We start from the raw sequence: 25,109 nt of genomic DNA, 5'->3' as shown, positions 1-25,109 counted from the left end.
CGATAGTACGGATATGCCTGCGGACCCTCTTTCCGACACCCTCGCTCTCATGGACGCCCGGTGTGTCATCTCCGGCGGCTTCACGGCCGGCGGTGACTGGGCGCTGCGCTTTCCGGCGCCCGGGATGCTCAAGATCACCGCGGTGGTGCGGGGCGGCATGTCGGTGTCCCTGGACGGACTGCCGGAGTTCACCCGGCTGGGGCCGGGCGATGTGGCCGTGTTCGACGGCAGCCGGGCGTTCGTGGTCGCGAGCGGTCCGTCCGTGGAGCCGGCGGACGCCGCGACACTCTTCGCGGACACCTCCGGGTCCATGATTCGTCACGGCGGCGGAGAGGATGCCGTCTTCGTCGGCGGACACATCGAACTGGGCCGGGCGGGCGAGGAGTTGCTGCTGCACGCCCTGCCGCCGCTGCTGTGTGTCCGGGCCGGCGCCGAGGAGGCGCCGGTCATGCGCTGGCTGCTCGATCAGCTGTTGCGCGAACTGACCGCCGGGCGGGCCGGGGCCGACTTCGCGGCCGACCAGCTCGCCCAGCTCATGTTCGTCCAGGTCCTGCGCGCCTATCTCGCGGACGCCGACGCCCTCCCGGCCGGACGTCTGCGCGCCCTCGCCGACGAGCGCATCGCCCCGGCGCTGAGGCTCATGCACGCCGATCCGGGTCGCCCCTGGCAACTGGAGGAGCTCGCCAGGGCGGCGGCCATGTCCCGGACCACCTTCTCCGAGCGTTTCCGGGCCGTGGCCGGGGTGCCGCCCCTGACGTATCTGCTGGACTGGCGGATGAGTCTGGCCCGCCGGGCCCTGCGGGACGGCGAGACGTCGGTGTCGGCCCTCGCCCAGCGGGTCGGCTACACGTCCGAGAGCGCCTTCAGCAACGCCTTCAAGCGGACGACGGGTGTCGCGCCGCGGCGCTACCGTGACGTCGCACGGGCGGCGCTCACGGGCTGAGACGCTGTTCCAGGCGGACCGTCACACTGCCGCCCTCCTCCTTGCCGATGGTGCTCATGTGGTCCTCCGCTTCCGGTGGGTGTCCTGTTCAAGAGACCACCGGAGGCGGGAAGACTCATCGGACTCCGCGCTGACGGACCGGAGGCGCTGGAGCGTCACTGGGTCGGCACGCGGTCCAGGAATCCGTGCACGCTGCGGATCCGGTCCTCGCCGTCCAGGGTGATCACGTCGAATCCCGCGACGGGCGCCGTGCCGTCGGCCGCGTTGACCAGTTCCCAGCCGAAGCGGGCGATGTCGTGGTGCCCGTCGACCGGTCCGGCGGGCCGGAAGGAGAACCCCGGGAACTGCTCGTGCGCCGCCGCGATCACCGCCGCGATCCCCTCGTGCCCGCGGACCTCGGCCAGCGGGTCGGTGTAGCTGCCGTCCGTACTCCAGGCGGCGGCGACCGCCTTGGCGAGCGCGTCCCGGTCAGTGGCGTTCCAGGCCTCGAAGTAGCGGGCGACGGCGTTCTCGTAACGGTCGTCGGTTGCGGACATGGTGGATCAACCTCCGTGGAAAGTAGGGTAGTTGCTGGTCAGTGAGTGGATTCCGGGCGGTGGCTCTCCGCCGGGATCCGATGCCGCAACCATGCCCGCCGACGCCCGAGGGCGTCGATTACCTCCCGGGTAAGGGCAGCGAGTCGCGTTTCGGCCAAACCCGGCGGTGAATATGCCAGGAGACTGGCTGGAATGGCATGGTGACAGAGTGTCAGGAGTGGCGATACTCGAGTGACAGGGCGATTCAGCCACGCCCGCGCGCTGCACGACCATGCACGACGCGCGCAGCACCACCGTGCACCACGAACGAGCCGCACGCAGTGAGCGAGCCGCAGGGAAAGCGAGGCCGGGCCGGCGGAGAGCGTTGCAATGGGGGAGCGATCGTGCATGACGAATTCCTGTGCCATGTGACCGCATACGGAATATGCGGAGGTAGACGCATCGGCGTCCCGTTGGGGACCTATCGCGCGCCCACCCTGGCGCTGGCCCTGTGGTGGATGCGGGACCGTGCCTCCTGGATGGCGTCGCGGCTCGATCCGCAACCCGAGGATCCCACCTTCCCGCCGAACTCGATCGCGCCGGTGGCGGACACCGTCCCGGACGTGCCGAGCGTCCTGCGCGCCTGGTGCGGTGACACCCTCCAACAGGAGCTGGTCGCCGAGGAGTTGGCCGCCGGAAAGCTCGTCCGCATCGCCACCAGCGACGACACCACCGAGTACGAGCTGCTCGCCGAATCCGTCGACGCGCTGCGCATGCAGCGGACCGCCGCCGCCCTCGGCAGCTCCGCGGCCTGACCGCCGCCGGGCGGGTCCCGGAGGCCCCCGCCGACCAGCGGCCTCAGGGTCGAGACGATCGTGTGCCGCCGCGGGTCGTGAGCGTCCTGGTTCACACCGAGGACGATCGTGACGTCCTCGCCGGTCGCCGCGACGGCGGCGATCACCTTCTTCGCGCCCCCGTCGACGTGCACCCGGGCGCACACAGCGTCGGTGCGGGCGCCGGTGGACTCGGCGGGTGGAGCGGCGTCCCGACCCGAATGACGGACGTGCCCCCCTCGTCCACATCACCGAGGCGGGCCGACGGATCGGCCGCTCCCGCCACGACGGCCGGCCCCCCGTCTGGAACTGCTCCTCGCCCGGGTGCCCCCCGAGCGGTGCCGGAAGGTCGCGGAGGAGCCTGCCGCCCTGACCCGCCTCGCGGACCTCGCACAGCACCGGCCATGAGCCATTGATCAGGCGCATATATGAACGAATAGCTAGAATTCTGGGCATGGGAGAGCGGTCGGTCGCGCCGACGGCGCCCGAACTCGTCCTCGAAACGGAGACGGGCTCCACGGTGCTGAGTCCGAGCCGCGACTATCACGTCGGGCGGGACCCGTCGAGCGAGATCGTCATCGACGACGTCCGGGTCTCGTGGCACCACGCGGTCCTGCGGCCCGAGGCGGACCACTGGACGATCCAGGACGAGAACAGCACGAACGGCACGTACGCCGACGGCAGGCGGGTCCACGAATGGGGCGTCGGACCCGGCAGCGTCATCCACTTCGGCAGCCCCTCCGACGGCCCCCGGCTGGTCTTCGCCGGCAAGACCCCGCAGCGGCCCTCGGGCGAGTTCCGGCCCTCGGCCGGCGGCACCTTCCAACGGCCGACCACTGTACGACCGCTGCCCACCCGCACCGTCCGCATCGGCCGCGGCGCCGACAACGACCTGGTCATCGACGACCTGGTCGTCTCCCGGCGGCACGCCGAACTGCTGGCCCACCCGGACAGGACGTACGAGATCCTCGACCTCGGCAGCCACAACGGCACGTTCCTCAACGGGCAGCCCGTCACCCGCGCCGCGATCACTCCCGGTGACATCGTCGGCATCGGCCACTCCGTGTTCCGCCTCGTCGGAGACGAGTTGCAGGAGTACGTCGACACCGGCGAGGTCTCCCTCGACGTCCAGGAACTGACCGTCGCCGTCGACCGCGGCCGCAAGATCCTCCTCGACCAGGTGTCCTTTCCCGTCGGCGAGAAATGCCTGCTGGCCGTCGTGGGCCCCAGCGGCGCCGGGAAGTCCACGCTCCTCAACGCCCTCACCGGGCAGCGGCCCGCCGACCGCGGAGCGGTCCTGTACGACGGCCGCGACCTCTACCGCGACTACGCCGAGCTGCGCCAGCGCATCGGCCTCGTGCCGCAGGACGACATCCTGCACGCCCAGTTGACCGTGCGGCGCGCCCTCGCGTACGCCGCCGAACTGCGCTTCCCGCAGGACACCGCGAAGGCGGAGCGCCAGGCGCGGGTCGACGAGGTCATCCGGGAGCTGGGCCTGGAGCAGCGCGCGGGCCTGCCCATCCACAGTCTGTCCGGCGGCCAGCGCAAGCGGGTCAGTGTGGCCCTGGAACTGCTGACCAAGCCGTCGCTGCTGTTCCTGGACGAACCCACCTCCGGTCTCGACCCCGGCATGGACCGCTCGGTGATGCACATGCTGCGCGGCCTCGCGGACGACGGTCGTACGGTCATCGTGGTCACCCACAGCGTGCTCAGCCTCGACGTCTGCGACCGGCTTCTGGTGCTCGCTCCCGGCGGCAAGGTCGCCTACTTCGGACCGCCCGAAGACGCGCTCGCCTACTTCGGCTACGAGCAGTGGCCCGAGGCCTTCGAGGCCTTCGAGCGGGACCAGGACCGGGACTGGGCGGGGGAGTACCGGAGCTCGCCGCTCCAGGTCCGGTACATCGACAGCTCCAGCCCACAGCCCCATCCGCTCCGGGCCGGCCCGGCCGCCGCCGTCGGACCGCCACCCAAGGCCCAGAGCTGGGGCGCGCAACTCGGCACCCTGGTGCGCCGGTACGCGGCCGTGCTCAGCGCCGACCGGACCTTCCTCGCCGTCATGATCGCGCTGCCGTGCATCATGGGCGTGATGGCCCGAGCCGTCGCGGGCAGCAAACTGACGCTGGAGACGTCGATGAACGCGCTGCTCACCCTGTGCATAGGCGGAGTCCTGGCGGGCGCGGCCAACGCCGTACGCGAAGTGGTGAAGGAACGGGTCATCTACCAGCGGGAGCGCGCGGTCGGCCTGTCCCGGTCGGCGTACCTGATGTCGAAGATCGTGGTCCTCGGCACCATCACCGTTCTCCAGGCCGTCGTCCTGACCCTCGTCGCGTTGTTCGGCGTCGACCTCAACGCGCCCCGCGGCCAGGGTGTCCTCATGTCGCCGCTTCTCGAGATCACGCTGGCCGTGGCCCTGCTGGCCTTCAGCGCGATGATGCTCGGCCTCCTGGTCTCCGCCGTGGTGACCAAGGAGGAGGTCACCATGCCGCTGCTGGTGCTGATCGCCGTCGTCCAGGTGGTTTTCAGCGGCGCGCTGCTCAAGCTGCACGGGGTGCCCGGCATCGAACAACTGGCCTGGCTCGTGCCCGCCCGCTGGGCCCTGGGCGCGATGTCGGGGACCGTCGCGCTGGGCCGGATCGTCCCGGGGTCGCTCACCTCCGACCCGCTGTTCCGGCACGAGCCCAGCGTGTGGCTGGTCAACATGAGCATGCTGGTCCTGCTGTCGATCGTCTTCGGGTGCGTGGTGGCCCGGCTGCTGCGGCGGCACGAACCCGAGGTCATGCGGAAGTAGGTGCGATGACGACTCCCGACCCGGCGACGACCGACGAGTTCCGCCCGACGCACGTCGTTCCGCCGGACGGCCTGCCCGCCTGGGAGGCGCCGGACGCCTCCCGGCCCACCGTGCCGCTCGACGCGCTGCTCCCGGTGCAGCTCGTCGAGCGGCTCGGTGACTGGGGCCGGGTCGTCTGCGCCAACGGCTGGTCGGCCTGGGTCGACGGCCGGCTGCTGGTCGCCGTACCGCAGCCGCCGCCCGCGGAGGGCGACCCCCTCACCCGAACGGCCGACCCGCGCCCGCTCCTCGCCCGCGTCGAGCAGGCCCTCACCCGCTATCGGAGCGCGGCCGAGGACCTCGCGGCCGGGCGGCTGGACGGGGCGTCCTTCCGTGGCATCACGCGCGGGCAGCGGATCGGGGTGGTTGTCGACGGTGAGTCCCTCTGGCTGTACGACGCCGAGCACGAGCGCTGGGTGTACACCGACGGGACGCGGCTGAGCACGTACGCGGTCGCGGACGAACCGGCGGCGACCCCGGAGCGGAACGGGAGTGTTCCGGGCCGGGCGCGCACGGGTGTCGTACGGGCACCCGGCGACCATGAACCGACCCGTCTGGTCCCGGGGGTGACGGACGAGCCGGGTGACCGCTGACGGCACGGGAGGCAACCGCCCTGGCCGCCGGTGTCCTTCCTAGCCGACCGCGTCCCGCACGACCTCGCCCTTTCGGCGGACTCCCCTCGCCAGCAGGGCGCCGAGGAACCCGGTCACCAGGCCCCACACGACGGCGAGTCCGAGCGCGCCCCAGAGTCTCGGCTCGAGGAAGAGCTCGCCCGCGAGGCCGCCACCGGCGTCGCCGATGCCGATGAGCGACAGGCCGTAGTGCGCCGAGATCCTGCCGACCAGGCAGATCATGAGCACCGTGAGCGCCAGCGCGAGGGCCATGCGGACGGCGTGCTGCCAGGCCCGCACCCGGGCCGGTGAGCGGGCGGCCATCAGGAACGCGGCGCCCAGGAGCAGCAGCGCGTCGACGACCGGCAGCCACCACACCCTGCCGTCGTAGTGGCCCAGGGTGCGCAGGTCGACCGTCGAGACGTCCGGGGTGCGCAGCACCTGGTCGAGGACGTGCGGCATGGGCAGCCCGAACGGCCCGTCCACCCGCCCCCTCCAGGTGGCGCCCAGCCCGATCGTGAAGGCGAGCCAGGCGAGGTTGGGCAGCCCGAGGAAGATCACCGCGAAGGTCTCGGGGACGTGTCCGCGCGTGGCGGCCACCACCAGCGCGACGACCGCTCCCGCCGCGACACAGGCGAGGAGCAGGACGACCATGGCGTACGCGGCCGGGCGCACCGACTCCTGGAAGCGCAGCAGCCGGGCCGGCAGCGGAGCTCCGCGCGACACCAGCAGGGCGAGGACGAGGACACCCGCGAGCCACAGCACCCCGTAGAGCAGTGTCACCGGCACGGCCGTCTTGAAGCCCGCCTCGGGCGAGACCCCGATGAGGTCGCCGATGTCGCTGATCGTCCCGGTGCCGAGGGAGATCTTGAAGTTCTGGTGGGAGTAGAGCGCGAGTCCCAGGAGGGCCAGCAGCCACAGGACCGCGATCCTGGCGGCCCAGCCGGCCAACTCGGCGGCACTCGCGACGGCCCGGTGCCGCAGCGGCCGCAGGAACCCGGCGGCGATCATCAGGGCCCCCGCGAGCGTGACCGACAGAGGGATCACCGTCAGTCCCGCCCGGGTGTCGGCGATCACGCCCGCGTCACCCGCCAGTTCGATGGTGCCGCCGACCGCGGTCACGACGGAGGCCGCGACGACCCGTGGGTAGGCGTGCTCGGGCAGGTCCGCTGCACCCGCCCCCCACAGCCCGAGGGCGGCGACCGCGAGCATGACGATCGCCCCGGCCACCACCGCCAGCAGGGCCTGGACCCAGCCGTGACGGGCGGCCGTCCGCTCGCCTGGAGCGGCGATGACCTGGTCGGACGGTGTCTGCGGGCTCACGCTGCCACGCTAAGCAGCACCAGGGTCCACCGCTCGCCGGGAGGGCCGACCGCGTCGGCTTGCGGGGGACACCCGACCGGAGCACACAATGGGCTCGTTGTGGAATGGAACGGCATAAAAGGCCCGAAATGCCGCGAGATCCCTACGCTCGGAAGAAGAGCCAGTGAGCGTCGACCCGCCGTCCTCCGACCGGCCCACCGGACCTCCCGCGGGACCGCTGTCGGGCTCCCCCCGGCCGGGTGCCTCCGACCACGCTCCGACCCACGGGATCGGCCGCCCGCTCACGCCACCGCCGAGTGTTCCGCCGTCCGGTCCGCCAACCGGTCCGCCGTCCGGTCCGCCGGGCGGCGGCGGTTCCGGAGGTCGCGGTCCCGGCGGCCGGCCCGGTCACGGCGGCGGCCCGGACCACCCCTGGTGGAAGTCGGCGCCGCGGATGGCGCTCATCACCGGGGTCGTGGTGGCCGGGGTGGTGCTCGGTGTCGTCCTCGCCCGCTCGGGCGGCACGTCCGGCACGGCGTCGGGCGGTGAGTTGTTCCTGCAGGCCGCGAACAGACCGGGTCCCGACCCGTTCACGGAGTCGACGGCGAAGGACAGCTCCACCACGCCGGTGACCCCGGCGGCGAACGCGCCGGAGTCCGCCAATGTGACGCGCGGTGTGTCGGGTTCCACGCCCGGGCTCTACGGCGGCACCCGCAACACCGCGAGTTGCGACGTGGAGAAACAGGTCAAGGCGCTCCAGGCGGAGCCGGCGATGAACAAGGCGTTCGCCTCCGTGGAAGGCGTCCAGCCCAGCGCGATCCCCGCCTACCTGCGCTCGCTCACCCCCGTACAGCTGCGGATGGACACCCGCGTCACCAACCACGGCTACCGGGGCGGCGCGGCCACCGACTACCAGGCGGTGCTCCAGACGGGCACGGCGGTCCTCGTCGACGGCCACGGGGTGCCGCGCGTGCGCTGTGCCTGCGGGAACCCGTTGACACCGGCGGTCGCGCAGCGGACCGTGCCCAGGCGGACGGGTGACACCTGGGCCTCGTACCGGTCGCAGAACGTGGTGGTCGTCCTGCCCGCCACGACCACCATCGACGTCTTTGTCATCTACGACCCCCAAGCCGACGAATGGGTCGGCCGTCACCGGGGCGACTCCGACGGCCGCCGGGACGAGAAGACGTACCCCCCGGCGAAGCCGTCCCCCGCGGTGAGCGTGTCGTCGGCGTCACCGAAGCCTCCGGCATCGAAGTCACCGGCATCGAAGTCACCGGCATCGGAGTCTCCGTACCCTTCGGACCCGTCGTCGTCCGATGCGTCGTCGCCGTCCACCTCTTCGTCATCGGATCCGGAGTACCCCTCCTCCGAACCTGCCACGACGGCGGACACCTCGTCGTCCTACGACGCGCCGGAGTCGGCCCTGACGCCTCCTGGGTACTGAGGCGACCTCAGCCGGTCCGTACGACCAGGGCGTAGTCCCCGAGCCCGACCAGTCGGTCGCCCGGGATGTCGCCCAGGGCCGTGCACAACTTCTCGACGCGGCCGGTGACCGGGTCGAAGGCGATGTCCCGCACGGTGCCGCGCTCGTCCCCGTCCTCGGTCAGGACCCGGATGCCCAGGATTTCCACGGGCGCCGGGGGAGGGGCGGTGTCCAGGGCGGTGCCCGACCGGACGAGGACGGCGTCCGGGCCGATCACGTGCAAGGCGCTCCAGTCGATCGCGATCTCCTTGCGACCCCGGGCCTGCGACAGCCGCACCTGGCCGACCAGCCCCGATACGACATCGATCGTGAGTGACCTGACGACGCCGAGCTCGTTCGCCTCGCCGAGCGTGACGACCGGCAGGCCGCGGATCTTGGAGAACAGCGTCACGGTGTGGGTTCCGTCCGGTCGGCGGTGTCCCGGAGCCGGAACGCCTCGACCTGGGCGGCGAAACCGGTCAGGTCGTCCGCGACGAAGCGGGTCGCGTCCGCGGGGATGACAAGTGCCTGTCCCGACACGGCGAGCGTCTCGCCCCGGGGCACGTACACCTTGCGGCGGCGGCGCTTCGAGCCGGACTCCAGGGACTGACGGGCGGCGATCCGGAACCCCACCACGCGGCCGCTGATACCGGCCTCGACGACGAGGTCGAGCACGGTCCCCACCTCCGTGCCCCCGTCCGTGAGCACCCTGGCACCCAGCACCCGGCCGTGCGCCGCCTCGCCCCGGGCGATCACCGCGGCCGGTTCGGCGAGGACCTCCCGGCCGAGGATCATGACGGCGTCGCGGCCCAGCGAGTGGACCGCGCTCCACGGCAGGCTCTGCTTCAGCGGGCCAGCGAGCAGCCCCCGGCCGTTGAGGGTGAAGCCGGCGACACGTCCCCCGGGCCCGTCGAAGACGGTGTCCTTCACCCGCGCCACCGCCTCTCCGCCGAGCGTGACCACCGGTCGTCCACCGAGGTCGCGCGCGGACATCAACTCGCTCATCGCACCTCCCGCTTCCCGAACCGGTGCCCGCGCCGTACGGCGATGACGGTCCCCGACCGTCTGCTCGTCTGCACCCAGACCGCCGCCGCGCTCAGCAGCACCAGGGCCGCGACCACGACGACCAGCCACATCCACCAGTCCACCGTCCACCTCCGGGCCTTCGGGCCCCGGCCGCCGTCGGCCGGATTCCGCCCCGTCCGGGTGCCCCGAGGGGACGGGGGAATGCGCGGTGGCCGTCGCCATTTCGGCGGCCGAACCCGGGTGCGACGTCAGCCGGACGGCGTGTCGACCGGTCTGCCGGACCAGTCGAGACACACGATCAGCGCGTCGTCCAGCGGCTCGGTGACGCGGTAGCGGGCCAGCTCGTCGAGGACGGCGCGCGGTACGTCGGCCGCGGGCAGCAGGGCGGTGGCGGACACGGCACGGGCCAGCGCCCGCTCCCCGAAGACCTCGCCCAGCGGGGACAGGGCGTCGTACACGCCGTCGCTCACCACCAGGAGCCGGTCACCGGGCAGGACGCCGAACTCCTGCGCCACGTAGTCGGACTCCTCGAACATGCCGAGCGGCAGCTGCGCCTCCAGCTCGATCCGCTCCACGGCCGTGCCCCGGCGACGCCACATCCGGGGCGAGCCCGCGTCCACCGCGAGCGCGCTGCCGGTGGCGAGGTCGAAGGAGAGCAGCAGCGCCGACACGTGCTGGTCGCCGTGGTGCTGGGCGTAGAGGGCCTGGTCGGCGAGTCTCGCCTGGTCTGCGACCGGGAGCCCGGCGCGGCGGGCGTTGCGCAGGGCGCCGACGGCCAGGTGGGTCAGCAAGGACGCGTGGATGCCGTCCCCCATCCCGTTGATGATCGACAGGGTGAGCCGGTGCGCGTCCGAGGACCAGTCGAAGTTGTCTCCGCGCACCGCGTACGCGGGCTCCAGCTGGGCGCCGACGGCGAACTCCTCGCGGGCACAGGCCCGGCCCGGGAGCAGCTCCCACTGCATTTCGGCGGCCAGCGTCAGCCGGCCGATCCGCCGGGCCTGACGGTAGACGTCCGTGTCCCGTTCGGCCACGACGATCGCGTGGCCCAGCAGATCGGCGACCTGCACCAGTTCGTCCGTCACCGAGGGGTCCACGGGCCCTGGGGGCAGCAGGACGGTGAGGATGCCCAGGCGTTCGCCCCGGGCGGTGACCGGCAGATGCAGACGCGTCCGTTCGGTGTTGCGGGGGTGTTCCTCGTGCGGCTCCTGACTGCCGAAGGCCCGGCTCTCGGGGGTGTTGTGCAGGGACACGGCACGCGCGGGGTCGCCGGGCTCCTCGACCGGCTGGAGCACGGTCATCCCGTAGTCCGCCAGCAGCAGGTCGGCGTCGATCGCCCCCCAGACATCCGTCAGGAGGGGGCGCAGGGTGTCGAGCAGCGCGTGCGGCGGGGCCGCGCGCAGGGCTCTGTCGACGTCGTTCACAGAGGTCACGGTCGTGATGACTTTCTCGTGCGGTTGTCGTGCGAGTGGGTCTGCGTGGTCGCAGGGGTCTGTTTCGAGGGCTCCGGTGGACCGGCGCGGCTGGCAATGGCCTTCAGTTGATGACAAGGTGGATCGGTGCCTCGCTCGATCCGTCCACCCGTCTCCCGAGACGAAGCCGCGTACACGCTCGACGCCGTCTCGGAGCTCCTCGAACTCCTGTGGGGTCGAGGGCAGGAGTCCGCGCCGTCCGGACCGGTGCCGCCCTCTCAGCTACGGGCCCTGATCGTGATCGAGCAGGGCGGGTCCATGAATCTTCGCTCGCTCGGCGACGCCCTGGCCTCGCGTCCCTCCTCGGTCAGCCGTCTGTGTGACCGGATGGAGGCAGTCGGCCTGATCCGCAGAGTGCCGAGCTCGACGAGCCGGCGCGAGGTCGAGGTCGGCCTCAGCCCGCTCGGCGAGCAGGTGCTGAGCGAACTCCGGGAGCACCGTGCGCGCGAGGTGCGGGCCGTGCTGGAGCAGATGTCCTCGGCGGACGTCGCCCGGCTCACCGAAGGCCTCGAAGCGTTCCGGGCGACCGCGCTGGACCAGCTCGAAGAGCGCTCCGGCGGGTCCGGCCGGGCGCCCGGGCGTGCGACCGGTACCGGTTAGCTCCATCTGCGTCCCTTCGGTGCGACCCGTCACTCGACCACATCACTGCGACAACCGGCCCACGGGTCGCCGGACTTGGGATCGCAGGGGCACCAGATTGTTGCCTGACGGCAATTGTTGTCAAATGACAACGATCGGCTACGGTAGGGCCTGACACCGCTTCATCGCGGCGTTGTGGCACACCGTCCCCATGCGGTTACCCCACTCTCCGCGGATTCGACAACATTTCGAGGGATCGCTGTGCATTCAGGCCGGAGTCCAGGTCAGGCGGCCATGTCGCTCTCCACGCGCGAGGCCGGTGGGTCGACCGTGATCACGGTCCGCGGCGAGGTGGATCTCGACAACGCGGGCGAGCTCGACGAGGCTCTCGCGGAGGCGGGCCGCGCCTGCCCGGGCGCGGTGGTCCTCGACCTGGCCGCGGTGACCTTCCTGGACTCGACCACGATCAATGTCGTCCTGCGGGCCCACGGGGTGCTCGGCCCGCGGCTCCGGCTGGCCGCCCTCTCCCCGTTCGTGGAGCGGGTGCTGGGCATCACCGGCGTCTCGGACGTGCTTGCGGTCTTCCCCGGCGTGGGGGAGGCACTGGAGGCCGATGCGGTCTGAGAGCGTGTCAGACGGACCGGTCGGGTGGCCCGGGTATCTCCGCGTGCTCCGGATGCCCGTGGGCCAGGGACGGGCCGAGCGAGCGCAGCGCGGCCAGCAGTCCGCTCAGATCGGACTCCGGCATCCGCAGCAGCGCGTCCTTGATCCAGGCGGTGCGCCGATCCCGCACCCGGTCGAGGGCGGACCGGCCGCGGCCGGTCAGACTCAGGCCGACGCCCCTGCGGTCCTCGGTGCGCGGCGAGCGGGCCAGCAGCCCGGCCTCTTCGAGCGTGTCGCACACCCGGCTCGCCCGGGAGCGGCTGATCTGCGCCCGCTCGGCGAGTGCCGCGAGCGTCAGACCCGGATCCGTGCCCACCAGGGTCAGGGCGCGCAGCAGCGGCGGCGACAGTCTGCCGTCGACGGCGACGGCGGTTCGGGCCGACACGGAGACCAGGATCTCCGCCGCGGCCGCGAGCCGGTCGGCGGCCTGGAGCAGGGCGTCGTCCCCTTCCCGGGGCGGTGTCGCGTCCCGTACTTCGGGGTCCTGTCCGTCCATCCGCCCGCGCCCCTTGCTCGCACCGAGAACTCGGTGACCGGTCATGCCTCGCCTGGTGGCCCTGCCCGGCCGCGTCGGGATGACACCGTTCCCTTGTGGGAATCGTGTGCGGAAGCCACCGGGACGGGGGAACATCGGGGTGACTGTGGAGGACTTCACGGGGTACGAGCCCCTGTGCAGCAGTGTCCGGACGCGCAATGTCCGGACATACCGGCATCCGAGAGAGAACCACATGATCGAGCGCTTGGACGGAGCGGTGATACCGACTGGCTTCGACGTGCCCGTGGAACCGCTTCGGCGGGCGGCGCACTACACCGGCGAGCCGGGGTGCATCGCCGAAGCGCGCCACTTCGCCGAGCTGTTCCTCGAACAGCTCCGTTCGGAGTGGTGTGCCGAGATCGGCGCACAGGCCACCGGCGACCTCCTGCTGGTCGTCAGCGAGCTGGTCACCAACGCGGACCGGCACAGCCATGGGCCGTACATCCTGGAACTGGAGGGAACCGACACCTCCGTGACCGTCATCGTGTACGACAGCAGCGCCGCCCTGCCCCGGCGCTATCCACGGGATCCCGGACGCGTGGGGCGGCACGGCCTGGAGATCGTGCACGCGCTCGCGACGGAGGTCACCGTCGGGCGGGTACCGGTCGGAAAGTGCGTCAAGGCGCGGCTCGCCCTTCACCGTTGACCCGCAGTGACGTACCAGTAGGCTCACAGCGCACCATCGTCGGCGTGGGTCATCCAAGGGGGGCGAGCGTGGCGGATCGCCTGCCGCGGACAGGTGAACGAGGCGCGGTACCCCGGCAGGGGGGTACGGATCCCCGCTGGGGCCTGGACGCCACCGCGGTACTGCTGCTGGTCGAGGACGACGCCGGAGACGCGCTGCTGGTGCGGGAGGTGCTGGTCGACAGCGGACTGCCCATGGAGGTCACCTGGTGCAAGTCCCTCGCCGAGGCACGCGCGTTCCTCGACGCCACGCCGTACTCCGTGTGCGTCCTGCTGGACCTGCATCTGCCCGACACCCACGGACTCGGCGCGGTCCGGATGGTGCGTGACGCCGCGCCCGACGCGGCCGTCGTGGTGCTCACCGGAGTCGCCGAGAACGAGGCCGGGCTCGCCGCGGTGGCCGAAGGAGCGCAGGACTTCCTCGCCAAGGACGGCCTGGACGCCGAGGCGCTCAGCCGAGCGGTCCGGTACGCCCTGCAACGCAAGCAGGTGGAGCGTTCGGGCGCCGAACTCCAGGCGAGCCGGCTGCTGGCCCGGGAGAACGCGCGTCTGGAGCGCGGACTGCTGCCCACGCCCCTGCTGCGGGGTGCCGGTTGCCAGGTGGCCTCGCGCTACAGCCCGGGACGGGACCACGCCCTGCTCGGCGGCGACTTCTTCGACGTCGTCGAGAGCGAGGACGGCACCGTGCACGCAGTGATCGGTGACGTCTCCGGCCACGGCGCGGCGGAGGCCGCCCTCGGTGTCTGTCTGCGGGTGGCCTGGCGGGCCGCCGTCCTGTCCGGATGCGTGGGCACGCGCCAGCTCGAGCTCCTGGAGGAGATCATCGGCGCCGAGCGCGCCGCGGACTACATCTTCGCCACCCTCACCGTCCTGCGGATCGCCAAGGACCGCAGCCGTATGAGCGTGATCCGCGCCGGACACCCGGGACTGCTCGTGAGCACATCGCGTGGCATCGAGCTGCTGGAGCCGGCCCCGGGCCCCGCGCTCGGGCTGCTTCCGGGCCGGGCCCACTGGCCGGAGACCGAGCTGCCCGCGCACGACATCAGCGCCGTGACGCTGTTCACCGACGGTCTCTTCGAGGGCGTCGTGGCCCCGGACCGGCGGCTGGGAGAGGAAGGACTGCTCGCGGTGGCGAGGAAACACCAGACCCTGCGCGGGCGCCCGTTCGTCGACGCGGTGGTCGAGGACGTCGCCGCGCTCACCGCCTCCCACGGCGGACTCGCCGACGACGTGGCCGTCCTGCACCTGACGACGGACGGAATGGCATGACCCGTACGCCGAACGCCCCGGGACCTGACGACGCCACGGCGCACCGTCCCGAGGAGGGAAAGCCCAGGCGCGTCGCCCGGCTGACCGTGCAGGGCTGGATCCATGTCGTGCTGGCCGCCAACGTGCTGCTGGTGATCGTCTTCGCCGTGTCCGGCGGTGTCCTCCAGGCCCGCGCCGACGACCGCACCGATCTGCTCACCGACCGCGTCCAGCCGGCCCGTGCCACCGCCTACCAGCTGGAGACCTCGCTGGTGGACCAGGAGACGGGCGTACGGGGCTACGTACTGAGCAGGGACGCCGGTTTCCTCGATCCGTACGCGTCCGGAGCACGGGACGAGAAGACCTTCGAGGCCCGCCTGGCGGCGCAACTCGCCGACCACTCCGGGATCGTCGCGGACCTGAAGACAGCCGGGCGCCTCAGTGACGCCTGGCGCCGCGACTACGCCGAGCCGCTGATCGAGGCGGCCCGCGCACCCGGCGGCGCCAAAGCCCCCTCCCTGGAGGCGAGCAAGGCCAGGTTCGACGAGCTCCGGGGTCAACTCACGACCCTGGAGAAGGACATCGAGCAGCTGCGCGACCGGATCCGCGCCTCGGCCGACGACAGCCGTCGGTCCCGCAACCTCCTCTTCGGCGGCATGCTCGCCGCCTTCCTGGCGAGCGGCCTCGCGCTGACCCTGTTGCTGCACCGGATCGTGGGGCGCCCTCTGCGGGTCCTGGAAGCGGCCTCGGTGGACGTCAGCGGCGGCGCGTTCGAGCGCAGGATCCGGCTCGACGGGCCACGCGACCTGGAGAGGGTGGCCCAGGCCGTCGAGGAGATGCGCCGCCGCATCGTCGAGGAACTCTCCGCCTCCAAGGCCCGTGAGGTCCTCCTGGAGCGGCAGGCCGAGGAACTCGACGCCCAGACCCTGGAACTGAAGCGCTCGAACGCGGAGCTGGAGCAGTTCGCCTACGTCGCCTCGCACGATCTGCAGGAACCCCTGCGCAAGATCGCGTCCTTCTGCCAGCTCCTGGAGAAACGGTACGGCGACCAACTGGACGACCGGGCCAAGCAGTACATCGACTTCGCCGTCGACGGCGCCAAACGCATGCAGATCCTCATCAACGACCTGCTGACCTTCTCCCGTGTCGGCCGCGTCGGCGAGGAACCGATACCCGTCGCCCTCGACGACGTACTGGACCGGGCGCTCGGCAACCTCAGCGTGGTCCTGGAGGAGACGGGCGCGCGTGTCGTACGGGAGGGGCCGCTGCCCACCGTGACGGGCGACGTCACCACCCTGACCATGCTCTGGCAGAACCTGATCGGCAACGCCGTGAAGTTCCGCCACCCCGACCGGCCGCCCGAGATCGCCGTCCGCTGCGAGGCGGAGCCGGAGGACGGACGGTGGCGGCTGACCGTACAGGACAACGGCATAGGCATCGAACCCGAGTTCAGGGAGAAGGTCTTCATCATCTTCCAGCGGCTGCACGGCCGCGACGAGTACGAGGGCACGGGCATCGGCCTTGCCGTGTGCCGCAAGATCGTCGAACATCACGGAGGTGCCATCACCCTGGACGGCACCGCCGGTGGCGGCACGCGCGTGACCTTCACCCTGCCCATGGCGCGACCGGAACCCGACCTCGGGGCCGAGGAGGCGGCGCGCCCACCCGAAGGAGCACACACGTGAGCACCCCCGCCGTACCCATCCAGGTCCTGCTCGTCGAGGACGACCCCGGCGACGAGCTGATGACCCGCGAGGCGTTCGAGGACAACAAGATCCGCAACACCCTGCACGTCGTACGGGACGGCGAGGAGGCCCTCGACTTCCTCTACCGCGCCAACCAGTACACCGAGGCACCGCGCCCCGACCTGATCCTGCTCGACCTCAACCTGCCCAAGTACGACGGGCGCCAGGTGCTGGAGCGGATCAAGTCCGACGACGACCTGGCCCACATCCCCGTCGTCGTCCTCACCACCTCCTCCGCCGAGGAGGACATCCTGCGCAGCTACAGACTGCACGCGAACGCCTATGTGACCAAGCCGGTCGACCTCGACCAGTTCATCGCCGCGGTCCGCCAGATCGACGACTTCTTCGTGACCGTGGTGAAGCTGCCCAAGACCACCTGACCCCAGCCCCGGCCGGGGTCCATGAATGCGTGAAGTCGGGGAACAGGGACAACGGCGGCACAACCTTGCCGACCAGGAGATCTGTTGTCGAGACGCGAGGGTGGGCCTCAGATGAGAAGGCGCGGGACGGGGCGACGAACAGGCGGTGGCACGCCGTGGTGGACGGGCGGGGCGGCCACGGGACCGGCAGGGGCCTCCGGATGGCGGCGGACCGTGGCTGGTGGACTCGTGTGGGGCGCCGCCGCCGCGGCCCTCGGCGCGTCGGGGAACCGGACCGCGCGTCGGGCCGCGCTGCGCGGCATCGGCACCGTCGCCATCGCCTCGGCCGTGACCCGTGTGCTGGCGCGCCCGGCGGCCCGCAAGGCGCAGCCGCTCGACGCGGTCGGCCGGGTCGCGTCGGCCGCCGCGTTCGCCGTCGGCGTCCTGCTCGAAGCGCCCCGGTACGGCCTGTTCGCGGTGCCCGGCGCCGCGGCACTGACCGTGGCTCGCACGCGCTCGGGGGACCGGCGTCCGGGCGACGTGGCCGTGGGCGTCGCGATCGGTGTCGGCGCCGCCGCGCTGACCGCCCGCTGGTGGCCGGTCAAACCGGAGGCGGCGGCCGCGGCGGCACACCCGCGGCGGCCCGCTCCGGCGCTGCCCGGGGGCGCCGGACTGCACATCGTGGTCAACCCGTCCTCCGGGCTCTCGTGGAGCGCCGACACTCCCGACGCGAGCGCGTATCTGCGCACCGCGCTGCCCAAGGCCGAGATCACGGTGCCGCGGGAGGACCAGGACCTGGTGGAACTCCTGGAACAGGCCGCCCGGCGGGCCAAGGCCGAGGGCGGCGCCCTCGGCGCCTGCGGCGGCGACGGCACGATCAACGCCGCGACGGAGATCGCCGCCCGGCTCGGCCTGCCGCTCGCGGTCTTCCCCGGCGGCACCTTCAACCACTTCGCCGTCGACCTCGGCAACCAGACCCTGGAGGACGTCGTACGAGCCGTGCAGGCGGGCGACGCGGTCGTCGCGGACCTCGGGCGGGCCCGTGCCCCCGGCGGACCGGAGCAGGTGTTCCTCAACACCTTCAGCCTCGGCGTCTACTCGGACCTGGTCGGTGCCCGGGAGAAGCTGGAGCAGCGGATCGGGAAGTGGCCCGCGCTGGTGGTCGGGCTGGCCAGGGTCCTCGCCAAGGGCAGCCCCGTGGACGTCTCGGTCAACGGCCGCCCCAAGCGCCTGTGGCTCCTGTTCGCGGGCAACGGCATCTACCACCCCGCCGGGTTCGCCCCGACCTACCGCACCCAACTCGACGACGGACTGCTCGACGTCCGTGCCGTCGACGCCGGCACCCCCTTGGCCAGGACCCGGCTGCTGCTGGCCGTCCTGACCGGCACGCTGCACAACAGCCGGGTCCTCACCACGGCGCAGGTGCGGGGCCTGCGGCTCGAAGTGCTGCAGGGCGACCCGCGGTTCTCGTACGACGGCGAAGTGACCCGGGTCGCGGCGCCGAGGCTGGTGCTCGACAAGGTGACACGGGCCGTGACGCTGTACCGGCCCGCGGAGAAGGACCAGTGGCTGCGCTGAAGGGGCTGAAGGGTCGGGTGGGCTCGCTCGCGGGCCCGCCCGAACCGGTTCGGATCACTCACTGAGCTCGGACACCAGGGCTTCTTGGGCACCAGGTCCGCGCCTCGGGTCAGGTGGCGAGGACGGAGTCGTCCATCGTGCGGGCTCCGGGCAGCCGGTGGCGGGCCGCGACGAGCGCCGCGTCCACGTCCCTCGTACCGGTCGAGACGCACAGCGTGTAGGCCACGTCGTCCATGCGCCGCCGGACTTCCGTACCGCCGTCCTCGGCGTGCAGCGTGCGCAGGGTGACGTACTGCTCGACGAGGTTGCGCAGTACCGCGGGGTGGGCCATCAGCACGGGAGTCCTCCTGAGGGGTGGGTGGGCCGACCGGTCGGTCGCGACCGGTGATCGTTCCTGACCCCGGTTACCCGGTTCCTCCCGATCCACGCGGGCGGGGCCTCGCCCCGACTCCCGGGCACGGCGGACGATTTGACGCCGTCTCGGGGCGGCGGAAAACCGGTGGCGGATCGCGGTCGGGGCGCCGATGCTCATAGGCATGGCCGACACCACACTTCCCCAGCCTCCCCAGTCCGGGAACACCCCGCCCGAGCGGAGCTTCGGGTGGTGGGACATGTTCGTGCACCCGGACGACGATCCGCGCTCCGACGGGGGGTTCGTGGGGGAGCGGGACACGCTCGTCGGGTATCTGCGCGACCAGCGGCTGACGTTGGAGATGAAGTGCGCGGGTCTGGACGCCGAGGCGATGGCCCGGCGTTCCGTCGAGCCCTCGAACATGTCGCTGCTCGGGCTGGTGCGTCATCTGGCGGGGGTCGAACAGGCCTGGTTCCGCGGGGTGCTGGCCGGCCAGGACGCGCCGCGGCACTACCGCTCGGACGGCGACCCGAACGGCGACTTCAACGGCGCGGTGCCCGACCAGAAAGTGGTGGAGGATGCCTGGGACACCTGGCGCTCCGAGGTGGCCTTCGCCGAGCGGTTCGTGGACGAGGCCCGCGACCTCGACATCACCGGGACCCACGACGACGAACCGATCGCGCTCCGGGAGGTGCTGGTGCACCTGATCGAGGAGTACGCCCGGCACAACGGCCACGCGGACTTCCTGCGCGAGCGGATCGACGGACGGGTCGGGCAGTGACGGGCGGGTGACGCGCCTCGATTCCCCCGAGAGCGGAATGCGGAGGCGATCCCTTTCCTGGCGGGTCGGGGCTTCTAGGCTGAAGGGGTGAGCAACCAAGCGCCGAACGAAGCCCGCGTCATTCCCCTCCGCCCGGCGACCGCACCGGCTCCGGTCACCGGCCCGGCGGCCCGTCCCACCGGTCCCGTGGCCGACGCGCCCCAGCGGCCCCGCCCGGTCCTCGCGCCCCGGCAGACACCACCGGCGCCCAGGAGCAGGGAGCCGCTGTGGCGCGACCTGGTGGGTGACGTCCTGCGGCGCGAGCGGCTCGCGCAGGAGCGGACGCTCAAGGACGTGGCCGACGCGGCCCGGATCTCGATGCCGTACCTCTCGGAGCTGGAGCGCGGCCGCAAGGAGGCCTCGTCCGAAGTCCTCGCGGCCGCCGCGCGCGCCCTGGGCCTCGGGCTGACCGATCTGCTCTCGCTGGCCCAGGGCGAACTCACCCGCCTCGCCCAGGTGCGGCCCGCTCGCCATCGCACCCCGTCGGCCTCGCGCCACGACGGCATGTGCCTTGCCGCCTGACCGCGACGACCGGCCAGGGCCTGCCCGGCGGAGCACGCCGCAGACGTGGGCCCTGGCGGTGGTCCGGTCTCAGACCGTCGCGAGCCGTCGGCTCAGGACCTCGTCCGCGAGTCCGTATGCCACGGCCTCCTGCGCGGTGAACACCTTGTCGCGGTCCATGTCCGCGCGCAGGGTCGGCACGTCGTGGTGCGTGTGCCGGGAGAGGACCTCCTCGACCTGGGCGCGGATACGGAGCATCTCCTTGGCCTGGAGGGCGAGGTCGGACACCGTCCCCTGCCGGCCGCCGCTCGCGGGCTGGCCGAGCAGCACGCGCGCGTGCTCCAGCACGAACCGCCGTCCGGGATCGCCGCCGGCCAGCAGCACCGCCGCCGTGGAGGCCGCCTGGCCGACGCAGAACGTCGAGATCGGCGCCTGGACGAACGCCATCGTGTCGTAGATCGCCATGAGCGAAGTGAACGACCCACCGGGCGAGTTGATGTAGATCGCGATCTCGCTCTCCGGGTTCGACGACTCCAGATGGAGGAGTTGCGCGATGACGACGTTGGCGACCCCGTCGTCGATCTCGGTGCCGAGAAAGATGATCCGCTCGGACAGCAGCCGGCTGAAGACGTCGTAGGACCGCTCGCCCTGCGGGGTCCGCTCGACGACGTTCGGAATCGTGTACGTACTCATGTCAGAGCCCCATCCGTCGCCGTGACGCGGCCGGGCGGACGTCGTCGAGCGACTCCACGACCCGGTCCACCATGCCGTACTCCTTGGCCTGTTCGGCCGTGAACCAGCGGTCGCGGTCGCCGTCCCGGGAGATCGTTTCCTCGCTCTGGCCGGTGTGCTCCGCGGTGATCCGCTCGATGGCCTGCTTCGTGAACTCCAGGTTCTGCGCCTGGATCTCGATGTCGGCGGTGGTGCCGCCGATGCCCGCCGACGGCTGGTGCATCATGATCCGCGCGTTGGGCAGCGCGTACCGCTTGCCGTGGGTGCCGACGCTGAGCAGGAACTGCCCCATGCTCGCGGCGAATCCCATGGCGAGGGTCGAGACGTCGTTGGGGATCAGCCGCATGGTGTCGTAGATCGCGAGCCCCGCGGTCACCGATCCGCCCGGGCTGTTGATGTACAGACTGATGTCGGTGCGCGGGTCCTCCGCCGACAGTACGAGCAGCTGGGCGCAGACCCGGTTCGCGGACACCTCGTCGACCTGGGTGCCGAGCAGGACGATGCGCTGCGCGAGCAGCTGGGCGGCCAGGTGGTCGTCGAAGCGGGTCGCGGGGGTGTCGCCGTCCTCGGCGCGCGGTGCGTGGGCCGGGTACCGGCCGGTGATGAGTGGAGTCATCGGTCCTCCTCGTGGTGGCGCGGCTGTCGTCGCCGCGATCCCCACTCTCGGACCGAAGGCCCTTGCGGATCAGCTTTCTCGGCCCGCAGCAGATTCGCCACGGGCAGAGGGGGTACGGGGTTGCCGTCACCGACGCCACCGATGCCACCGACGGCCGGGGCGGGGGACCGGGGCCCAGGTGTCCGGCCCGTGCTCAGGTGTCCGACCCGTGTTCAGGCGTCGGCGCGCAGGTCCCGGAAGAAGGACCGCACATCCTCGACCAGCAGCTCGGGCTCCTCCGCCGCGGCGAAGTGTCCGCCCCGGTCGAATTCCGTCCACCGCACGATGTTGTTCGTACGCTCCGCGATGTGCCGCAGCGGTACGAGGGGCTCGTGCGGGAAGACGGCCAGCGCGGTCGGCGCCGTCGACGGCTCGGGCGCGGTGCCCCAGTAGTCCGCGTGCGCCCGCTCGTAGTAGATGCGGGCCGAGGACCCCGCCGTCGCGGTCAGCCAGTACAGCATCACGTTGGTCAGGATCAGGTCCCGGTCGACGGCTTCCTCGGGGCGGTCCTTCGCATCCGTCCACGCCCTGAACTTCTCGGCGATCCAGGCGAGTTGACCGACGGGGGAGTCCGTCAGCGCGTAGGCCAGGGTCTGTGGCCGGGTGCCCTGGAGCTCGGCGTACCCGGCCTCCTCGCGGCGCCATTCCACGCCCCGCCGCCACGACAGCAGCGCGCGCTCGCGTTCTTCGGGGCTCAGCGCGGCCAGTTCCCCGGGAGTCGGCTCGGTGGCCGCGGACGATCCGGGCAGCAGGTTCAGGTGGACGCCGACGAGCCGTTCGGGGTACGCCCGGCCCAGCTCCCGGGAGATGGCCCCGCCCCAGTCGCCGCCCTGGGCGCCGAACCGCTCGTAGCCGAGCCGTGTCATGAGCTCGGCGAAGGCGGTGGCCACCCGTTGGAACTCCCAGCCGGTGTCCCGGGTGGGCCCGGACAGCCCGAACCCGGGAATGCTCGGCACGACGAGATGGAACGCGTCGGCCGGATCGCCGCCGTGCGCGCGCGGGTCGGTCAACGGGCCGACGACGTCGGTGAATTCGACGATCGAGCCGGGCCAGCCGTGCGTGATGACCAGCGGGGTCGCGTCCGGTTCCGGGGAACGGATGTGCGCGAAGTGGATCCGCGCGCCGTCGATCTCCGTCGTGAACTGCGGCCATGCGTTCAACCGCGCCTGCGCCGCCTGCCAGTCGTAGTCGTGCCGCCAGTACCGTACGAGTTCGCGCAGGTACTCCCGCGGGACGCCGTAGGCCCAGCCGACCCCCGGCAGCTCGTCGGGCCAGCGCGTGCGATCGAGCCGTCGGTGCAGGTCGTCGAGGTCGCTCTGCGGGAAGTCGATACGGAACGGCTCGATGCGCGCGCTGTCCGAGGCGGAGGGGCTGGAGGAATCGGCGGAGGAAGTCATGTCCGCGCATGCTATAGCGCCCCTGGGAGGGCGCGGCGAACGACGCGATCGGCCGCCGCCGTCCCCCCGGCGAAAGGATCCCGCGCGACGCCGATGAGTTTTGGGACGACGATCGGTCTACAGAGGTGACGAAACTTTTCCCGCCGCAGGAGGTACGTATGTCCGCCGACGGATTCACCACGTGTCTGTGGTTCGACGGTCAGGCCGAGGAGGCCGCGCACTACTACGTCTCGATCTTCAAAAACTCCCGGCTCGGCAGGATCGCCCGCTTCTCCGAGTCGGAGCACGGCACCGCCGGTTCCGTGATGGCCGTCGACTTCGTGGCCAACGGACAGAAGTTCGTCGCACTGAACGGCGGCCCGCAGTTCACGTTCGACGAGGCCATCTCGTTCCAGATCCACTGCGAGGACCAGGAGGAGGTGGACCACTACTGGAACAAGTTCGTCGAGGACGGCGGCGAGGCGGGGCCCTGCGGTTGGATCAAGGACAAGTTCGGCCTGTCCTGGCAGGTCGTGCCGAACAGGCTCATCGACCTGATCAGCGACCCGGACACCGAGAAGGCGGCCAGGACGGCCCAGGCGATGTACAAGATGTCCAAGCTGGACATCGCGGCGCTGGAGAAGGCGTACGCGGGCGAGTAACGCACCCACGGCACCACGCGGTCGGCCCCCTGCTCCTCCCCCCGTTACCGTTTTCGTGGCTCCGCGACGGGGCCTCCGGCCTTCGGGTCCGGTATGACTTCCCCCTCCTGTTGTCGATGATCCGGGGGGTGGTCCTACGTTGATGATGGGTCGGATGGGCTGTCGTACGGTCCGGAGGATCCAGTGGCCCCGGGTATGGCTTGGGGGAGGTTGCCTTCAATGGTTCCTGTGACACCTGGCCGCCCGGGGCCGCACGACGACTCGACCACTGATGAGGAGCTGCGGGCCCGCGGGTATCGCTGAGTAGGACCATGCTGGAGGGGTCGTCCGGATGTACGAAGTACGTCGAGCGACTGGCGGAACCATGGCCTGGAACTGGGCGGGAACCGATATCGGCAAGGCCCACCACCACACCGTTGTCCTGAACAACGATGGCGAGGTGCTGCTGTCCCGGAAGGTGGTCAACGACGAGGCAGACCTGTTGCATCTCATCAGCGAAGTGCTGACGCTCGGTGAGACTGTGGTGTGGTCCGTCGACGTGGCCGACGGCATGGCTTCCCTGCTGGTCAACCTCCTGCTCAACCATGGACAGGCCATCGTCTATCTGCCCGGCCTCGCCGTGAATCGGGCATCGGCTGGCTACCGCGGCCTGGGCAAAACCGATGCGAAGGACGCCCGGGTCATCGCTGATCAGGCGCGTATGCGCCGCGACCTCCACGTCCTGACCCCGGAGAGCGAGCTGACCGCCGAACTGCGGGTGATGACCGACCGACGGGCCGATCTGGTCAAGGGACGGACGCGGAAGACCAACCGTCTGCACGCGCAGGTGCTGAGCATCTTCCCGGCCCTGGAACATGCCCTGGAACTGACGAGCACTGGACCGCTGGTGCTGCGGTCCGGCTACCAGACGCCGGTGCGTTACGACGTCTCGGCCGCAGGCGGCTGACGACATGGCTGCGCAACCGCAAGACCCGCAGCGCGGAAGACCTGGCCACCGCCGCTGTCGATGCCGCGGAACGACAGCACACTCGACTTCCCGGCGAGGCTGCGATCGCCCACGTGGTCCGCGACCTGGCGCTGGAACTGCTCGGCCTCCACGAGAAGATCCACGAGTTGGACAAACTCATCGAAGCCCGATTTCGCGAGCCCGAGCTCGCGCCGGTGATCTCCAGCATGCCCGGCATCGGACCGCTGCTGGGCGCCGAGTTCCTCGCTGCCACCGGCGGTGACCTGTCTCGGTTCCCCAGCGCAGACCGGCTCGCCGCGTTCTCAGGCGTCGCGCCTGTCCCCCGCGATTCCGGCAACGTGAACGGCAACCTGCACCGCCCCCGCCGCTACCACCGCGGCCTCCAACGCGTCTTCTACCGCTCCGCGGGGAACTCGGCCTGACCGGCGTCACCGGCCTGATCCCGATCATCGGCGAGGCCCTGCGGTGCCTGGCCCTGCGCGGCTCGGACCTGGTGGCCAACTGGCTGCTGATCGCCGTCCTGATCAAGGTCAGCTACAGCGCTCGCCGACCCCGCCCACCCCAGCCACAGACCTGAGCGCCGCCGAAACCCAGCTCATCCGGCTGTGACCACCCTGCGGCCTGTCTCATGGGCGTGCGGTGGTGAATCTTTGGCCTGATTC

General features: G+C 71.5%; 26 protein-coding genes and 1 pseudogene. 16 read left to right on the top strand and 11 right to left on the bottom strand.

Going from position 1 to position 25,109, the window contains the following annotated elements; all coding sequences use genetic code 11:
* The first annotated feature begins 13 nt into the window (after window positions 1–13).
* Window positions 14–943, top strand: coding sequence for an AraC family transcriptional regulator (locus tag FNV62_RS08020; RefSeq protein WP_144314947.1), 930 nt, complete (start codon window positions 14–16; stop codon window positions 941–943).
* Window positions 944–1,098: 155 nt separating this feature from the next.
* Here FNV62_RS08020 and FNV62_RS08015 read toward each other — a convergent pair whose 3' ends face one another.
* Window positions 1,099–1,479, bottom strand: coding sequence for a nuclear transport factor 2 family protein (locus tag FNV62_RS08015; RefSeq protein WP_143614395.1), 381 nt, complete (start codon window positions 1,477–1,479; stop codon window positions 1,099–1,101).
* 383 nt (window positions 1,480–1,862) lie between these two features.
* Here FNV62_RS08015 and FNV62_RS08010 point away from each other — a divergent pair, with 383 nt between their 5' ends.
* From FNV62_RS08010 to FNV62_RS08000, 3 genes are all read left to right on the top strand, one after another.
* Window positions 1,863–2,273: a hypothetical protein gene (locus tag FNV62_RS08010; RefSeq protein ID WP_054233816.1), complete on the top strand. Its 411-nt coding sequence runs from the start codon at window positions 1,863–1,865 to the stop codon at window positions 2,271–2,273.
* A gap of 472 nt (window positions 2,274–2,745) precedes the next feature.
* On the top strand, window positions 2,746–5,079 hold the full coding sequence (locus tag FNV62_RS08005; protein ID WP_143600474.1) for an FHA domain-containing protein: 2,334 nt from the start codon (window positions 2,746–2,748) through the stop codon (window positions 5,077–5,079).
* Between the two features lie 5 nt (window positions 5,080–5,084).
* Complete coding sequence (locus tag FNV62_RS08000) at window positions 5,085–5,711, top strand: hypothetical protein (RefSeq protein WP_054233819.1); 627 nt, start codon at window positions 5,085–5,087, stop codon at window positions 5,709–5,711.
* Between the two features lie 39 nt (window positions 5,712–5,750).
* Here FNV62_RS08000 and FNV62_RS07995 read toward each other — a convergent pair whose 3' ends face one another.
* On the bottom strand, window positions 5,751–7,052 hold the full coding sequence (locus FNV62_RS07995; protein WP_144314945.1) for a streptophobe family protein: 1,302 nt from the start codon (window positions 7,050–7,052) through the stop codon (window positions 5,751–5,753).
* A 163-nt stretch (window positions 7,053–7,215) separates the two neighbouring features.
* On the opposite strand from FNV62_RS07995, the gene FNV62_RS07990 reads away from it, so the two are divergent.
* A complete protein-coding gene (locus tag FNV62_RS07990) occupies window positions 7,216–8,478 on the top strand; it encodes a DUF6777 domain-containing protein (RefSeq protein WP_144314943.1) in 1,263 nt (420 codons plus the stop codon).
* A 7-nt stretch (window positions 8,479–8,485) separates the two neighbouring features.
* Here FNV62_RS07990 and FNV62_RS07985 read toward each other — a convergent pair whose 3' ends face one another.
* The 4 genes from FNV62_RS07985 to FNV62_RS07975 form a co-directional block, all read right to left on the bottom strand.
* Window positions 8,486–8,908, bottom strand: coding sequence for a PRC-barrel domain-containing protein (locus FNV62_RS07985; RefSeq protein ID WP_143607225.1), 423 nt, complete (start codon window positions 8,906–8,908; stop codon window positions 8,486–8,488).
* Window positions 8,905–9,501, bottom strand: coding sequence for a PRC-barrel domain-containing protein (locus FNV62_RS07980; protein ID WP_143607224.1), 597 nt, complete (start codon window positions 9,499–9,501; stop codon window positions 8,905–8,907). The genes FNV62_RS07985 and FNV62_RS07980 overlap by 4 nt, the downstream gene beginning before the upstream one ends.
* Window positions 9,498–9,644: a hypothetical protein gene (locus FNV62_RS54530; protein WP_169081005.1), complete on the bottom strand. Its 147-nt coding sequence runs from the start codon at window positions 9,642–9,644 to the stop codon at window positions 9,498–9,500. Before FNV62_RS54530 ends, FNV62_RS07980 begins: the two co-directional genes overlap by 4 nt.
* Window positions 9,645–9,770: 126 nt before the next feature.
* Window positions 9,771–10,952, bottom strand: a complete 1,182-nt coding sequence (locus FNV62_RS07975) for a PP2C family protein-serine/threonine phosphatase (RefSeq protein WP_376224382.1) — start codon at window positions 10,950–10,952, stop codon at window positions 9,771–9,773.
* Between the two features lie 126 nt (window positions 10,953–11,078).
* On the opposite strand from FNV62_RS07975, the gene FNV62_RS07970 reads away from it, so the two are divergent.
* The gene (locus FNV62_RS07970; RefSeq protein WP_144314941.1) at window positions 11,079–11,591 is read left to right on the top strand and encodes a MarR family winged helix-turn-helix transcriptional regulator; all 513 of its coding nucleotides are present in this window, start codon (window positions 11,079–11,081) and stop codon (window positions 11,589–11,591) included.
* Between the two features lie 273 nt (window positions 11,592–11,864).
* Window positions 11,865–12,194: an STAS domain-containing protein gene (locus FNV62_RS07965; RefSeq protein WP_097283237.1), complete on the top strand. Its 330-nt coding sequence runs from the start codon at window positions 11,865–11,867 to the stop codon at window positions 12,192–12,194.
* Window positions 12,195–12,201: 7 nt separating this feature from the next.
* On the opposite strand, the gene FNV62_RS07960 is transcribed toward FNV62_RS07965, so the two are convergent.
* The gene (locus FNV62_RS07960; protein ID WP_164657623.1) at window positions 12,202–12,774 is read right to left on the bottom strand and encodes a MarR family winged helix-turn-helix transcriptional regulator; all 573 of its coding nucleotides are present in this window, start codon (window positions 12,772–12,774) and stop codon (window positions 12,202–12,204) included.
* Between the two features lie 187 nt (window positions 12,775–12,961).
* Between FNV62_RS07960 and FNV62_RS07955 the strand changes: the two genes are divergently transcribed.
* The 5 genes from FNV62_RS07955 to FNV62_RS07935 all read left to right on the top strand — a co-directional run bounded on the left by FNV62_RS07955 (window position 12,962) and on the right by FNV62_RS07935 (window position 18,382).
* Entirely contained in the window at window positions 12,962–13,414 is a 453-nt protein-coding gene (locus FNV62_RS07955) for an ATP-binding protein (protein ID WP_097283235.1), read from the top strand.
* A gap of 68 nt (window positions 13,415–13,482) precedes the next feature.
* Window positions 13,483–14,721 (top strand): PP2C family protein-serine/threonine phosphatase, encoded by a 1,239-nt coding sequence (locus FNV62_RS07950; protein WP_225900197.1) that lies wholly within the window; start codon window positions 13,483–13,485, stop codon window positions 14,719–14,721.
* Entirely contained in the window at window positions 14,718–16,385 is a 1,668-nt protein-coding gene (locus FNV62_RS07945) for a sensor histidine kinase (RefSeq protein WP_144314939.1), read from the top strand. Before FNV62_RS07950 ends, FNV62_RS07945 begins: the two co-directional genes overlap by 4 nt.
* Window positions 16,382–16,825, top strand: a complete 444-nt coding sequence (locus FNV62_RS07940; protein WP_054233829.1) for a response regulator — start codon at window positions 16,382–16,384, stop codon at window positions 16,823–16,825. The genes FNV62_RS07945 and FNV62_RS07940 overlap by 4 nt, the downstream gene beginning before the upstream one ends.
* Window positions 16,826–17,038: 213 nt before the next feature.
* A complete protein-coding gene (locus tag FNV62_RS07935) occupies window positions 17,039–18,382 on the top strand; it encodes a diacylglycerol/lipid kinase family protein (RefSeq protein ID WP_164657622.1) in 1,344 nt (447 codons plus the stop codon).
* A gap of 109 nt (window positions 18,383–18,491) precedes the next feature.
* Here the strand turns inward: FNV62_RS07935 and FNV62_RS07930 are convergent, their stop codons facing one another.
* Complete coding sequence (locus FNV62_RS07930) at window positions 18,492–18,719, bottom strand: DUF5133 domain-containing protein (protein WP_054233831.1); 228 nt, start codon at window positions 18,717–18,719, stop codon at window positions 18,492–18,494.
* Window positions 18,720–18,993: 274 nt separating this feature from the next.
* On the opposite strand from FNV62_RS07930, the gene FNV62_RS07925 reads away from it, so the two are divergent.
* Both FNV62_RS07925 and FNV62_RS57525 read left to right on the top strand, forming a co-directional pair.
* Entirely contained in the window at window positions 18,994–19,515 is a 522-nt protein-coding gene (locus tag FNV62_RS07925; RefSeq protein ID WP_079089687.1) for a DinB family protein, read from the top strand.
* Between the two features lie 87 nt (window positions 19,516–19,602).
* On the top strand, window positions 19,603–20,076 hold the full coding sequence (locus FNV62_RS57525; protein ID WP_097283232.1) for a helix-turn-helix domain-containing protein: 474 nt from the start codon (window positions 19,603–19,605) through the stop codon (window positions 20,074–20,076).
* A gap of 69 nt (window positions 20,077–20,145) precedes the next feature.
* Here the strand turns inward: FNV62_RS57525 and FNV62_RS07915 are convergent, their stop codons facing one another.
* From FNV62_RS07915 to FNV62_RS07905, 3 genes are all read right to left on the bottom strand, one after another.
* The gene (locus tag FNV62_RS07915; protein WP_144314937.1) at window positions 20,146–20,748 is read right to left on the bottom strand and encodes a ClpP family protease; all 603 of its coding nucleotides are present in this window, start codon (window positions 20,746–20,748) and stop codon (window positions 20,146–20,148) included.
* A 1-nt stretch (window position 20,749) separates the two neighbouring features.
* A complete protein-coding gene (locus FNV62_RS07910; protein WP_054233834.1) occupies window positions 20,750–21,403 on the bottom strand; it encodes an ATP-dependent Clp protease proteolytic subunit in 654 nt (217 codons plus the stop codon).
* A gap of 212 nt (window positions 21,404–21,615) precedes the next feature.
* Window positions 21,616–22,839: an epoxide hydrolase family protein gene (locus FNV62_RS07905; RefSeq protein ID WP_144314935.1), complete on the bottom strand. Its 1,224-nt coding sequence runs from the start codon at window positions 22,837–22,839 to the stop codon at window positions 21,616–21,618.
* Window positions 22,840–22,997: 158 nt separating this feature from the next.
* On the opposite strand from FNV62_RS07905, the gene FNV62_RS07900 reads away from it, so the two are divergent.
* Together FNV62_RS07900 and FNV62_RS55570 are read left to right on the top strand one after the other, a co-directional pair.
* On the top strand, window positions 22,998–23,480 hold the full coding sequence (locus tag FNV62_RS07900) for a VOC family protein (protein WP_144314933.1): 483 nt from the start codon (window positions 22,998–23,000) through the stop codon (window positions 23,478–23,480).
* A gap of 364 nt (window positions 23,481–23,844) precedes the next feature.
* Window positions 23,845–24,854: pseudogene (locus FNV62_RS55570) on the top strand (IS110 family transposase); the annotation flags it as partial.
* Window positions 24,855–25,109: the final 255 nt, after the last annotated feature.

The organism is Streptomyces sp. RLB3-17, from assembly GCF_007113425.2.
Classification (GTDB): domain Bacteria; phylum Actinomycetota; class Actinomycetes; order Streptomycetales; family Streptomycetaceae; genus Streptomyces; species Streptomyces mirabilis_D.
Note: the sequence above shows the minus strand (reverse complement) of the source record. Positions and strands in the feature narration are given on the sequence as shown.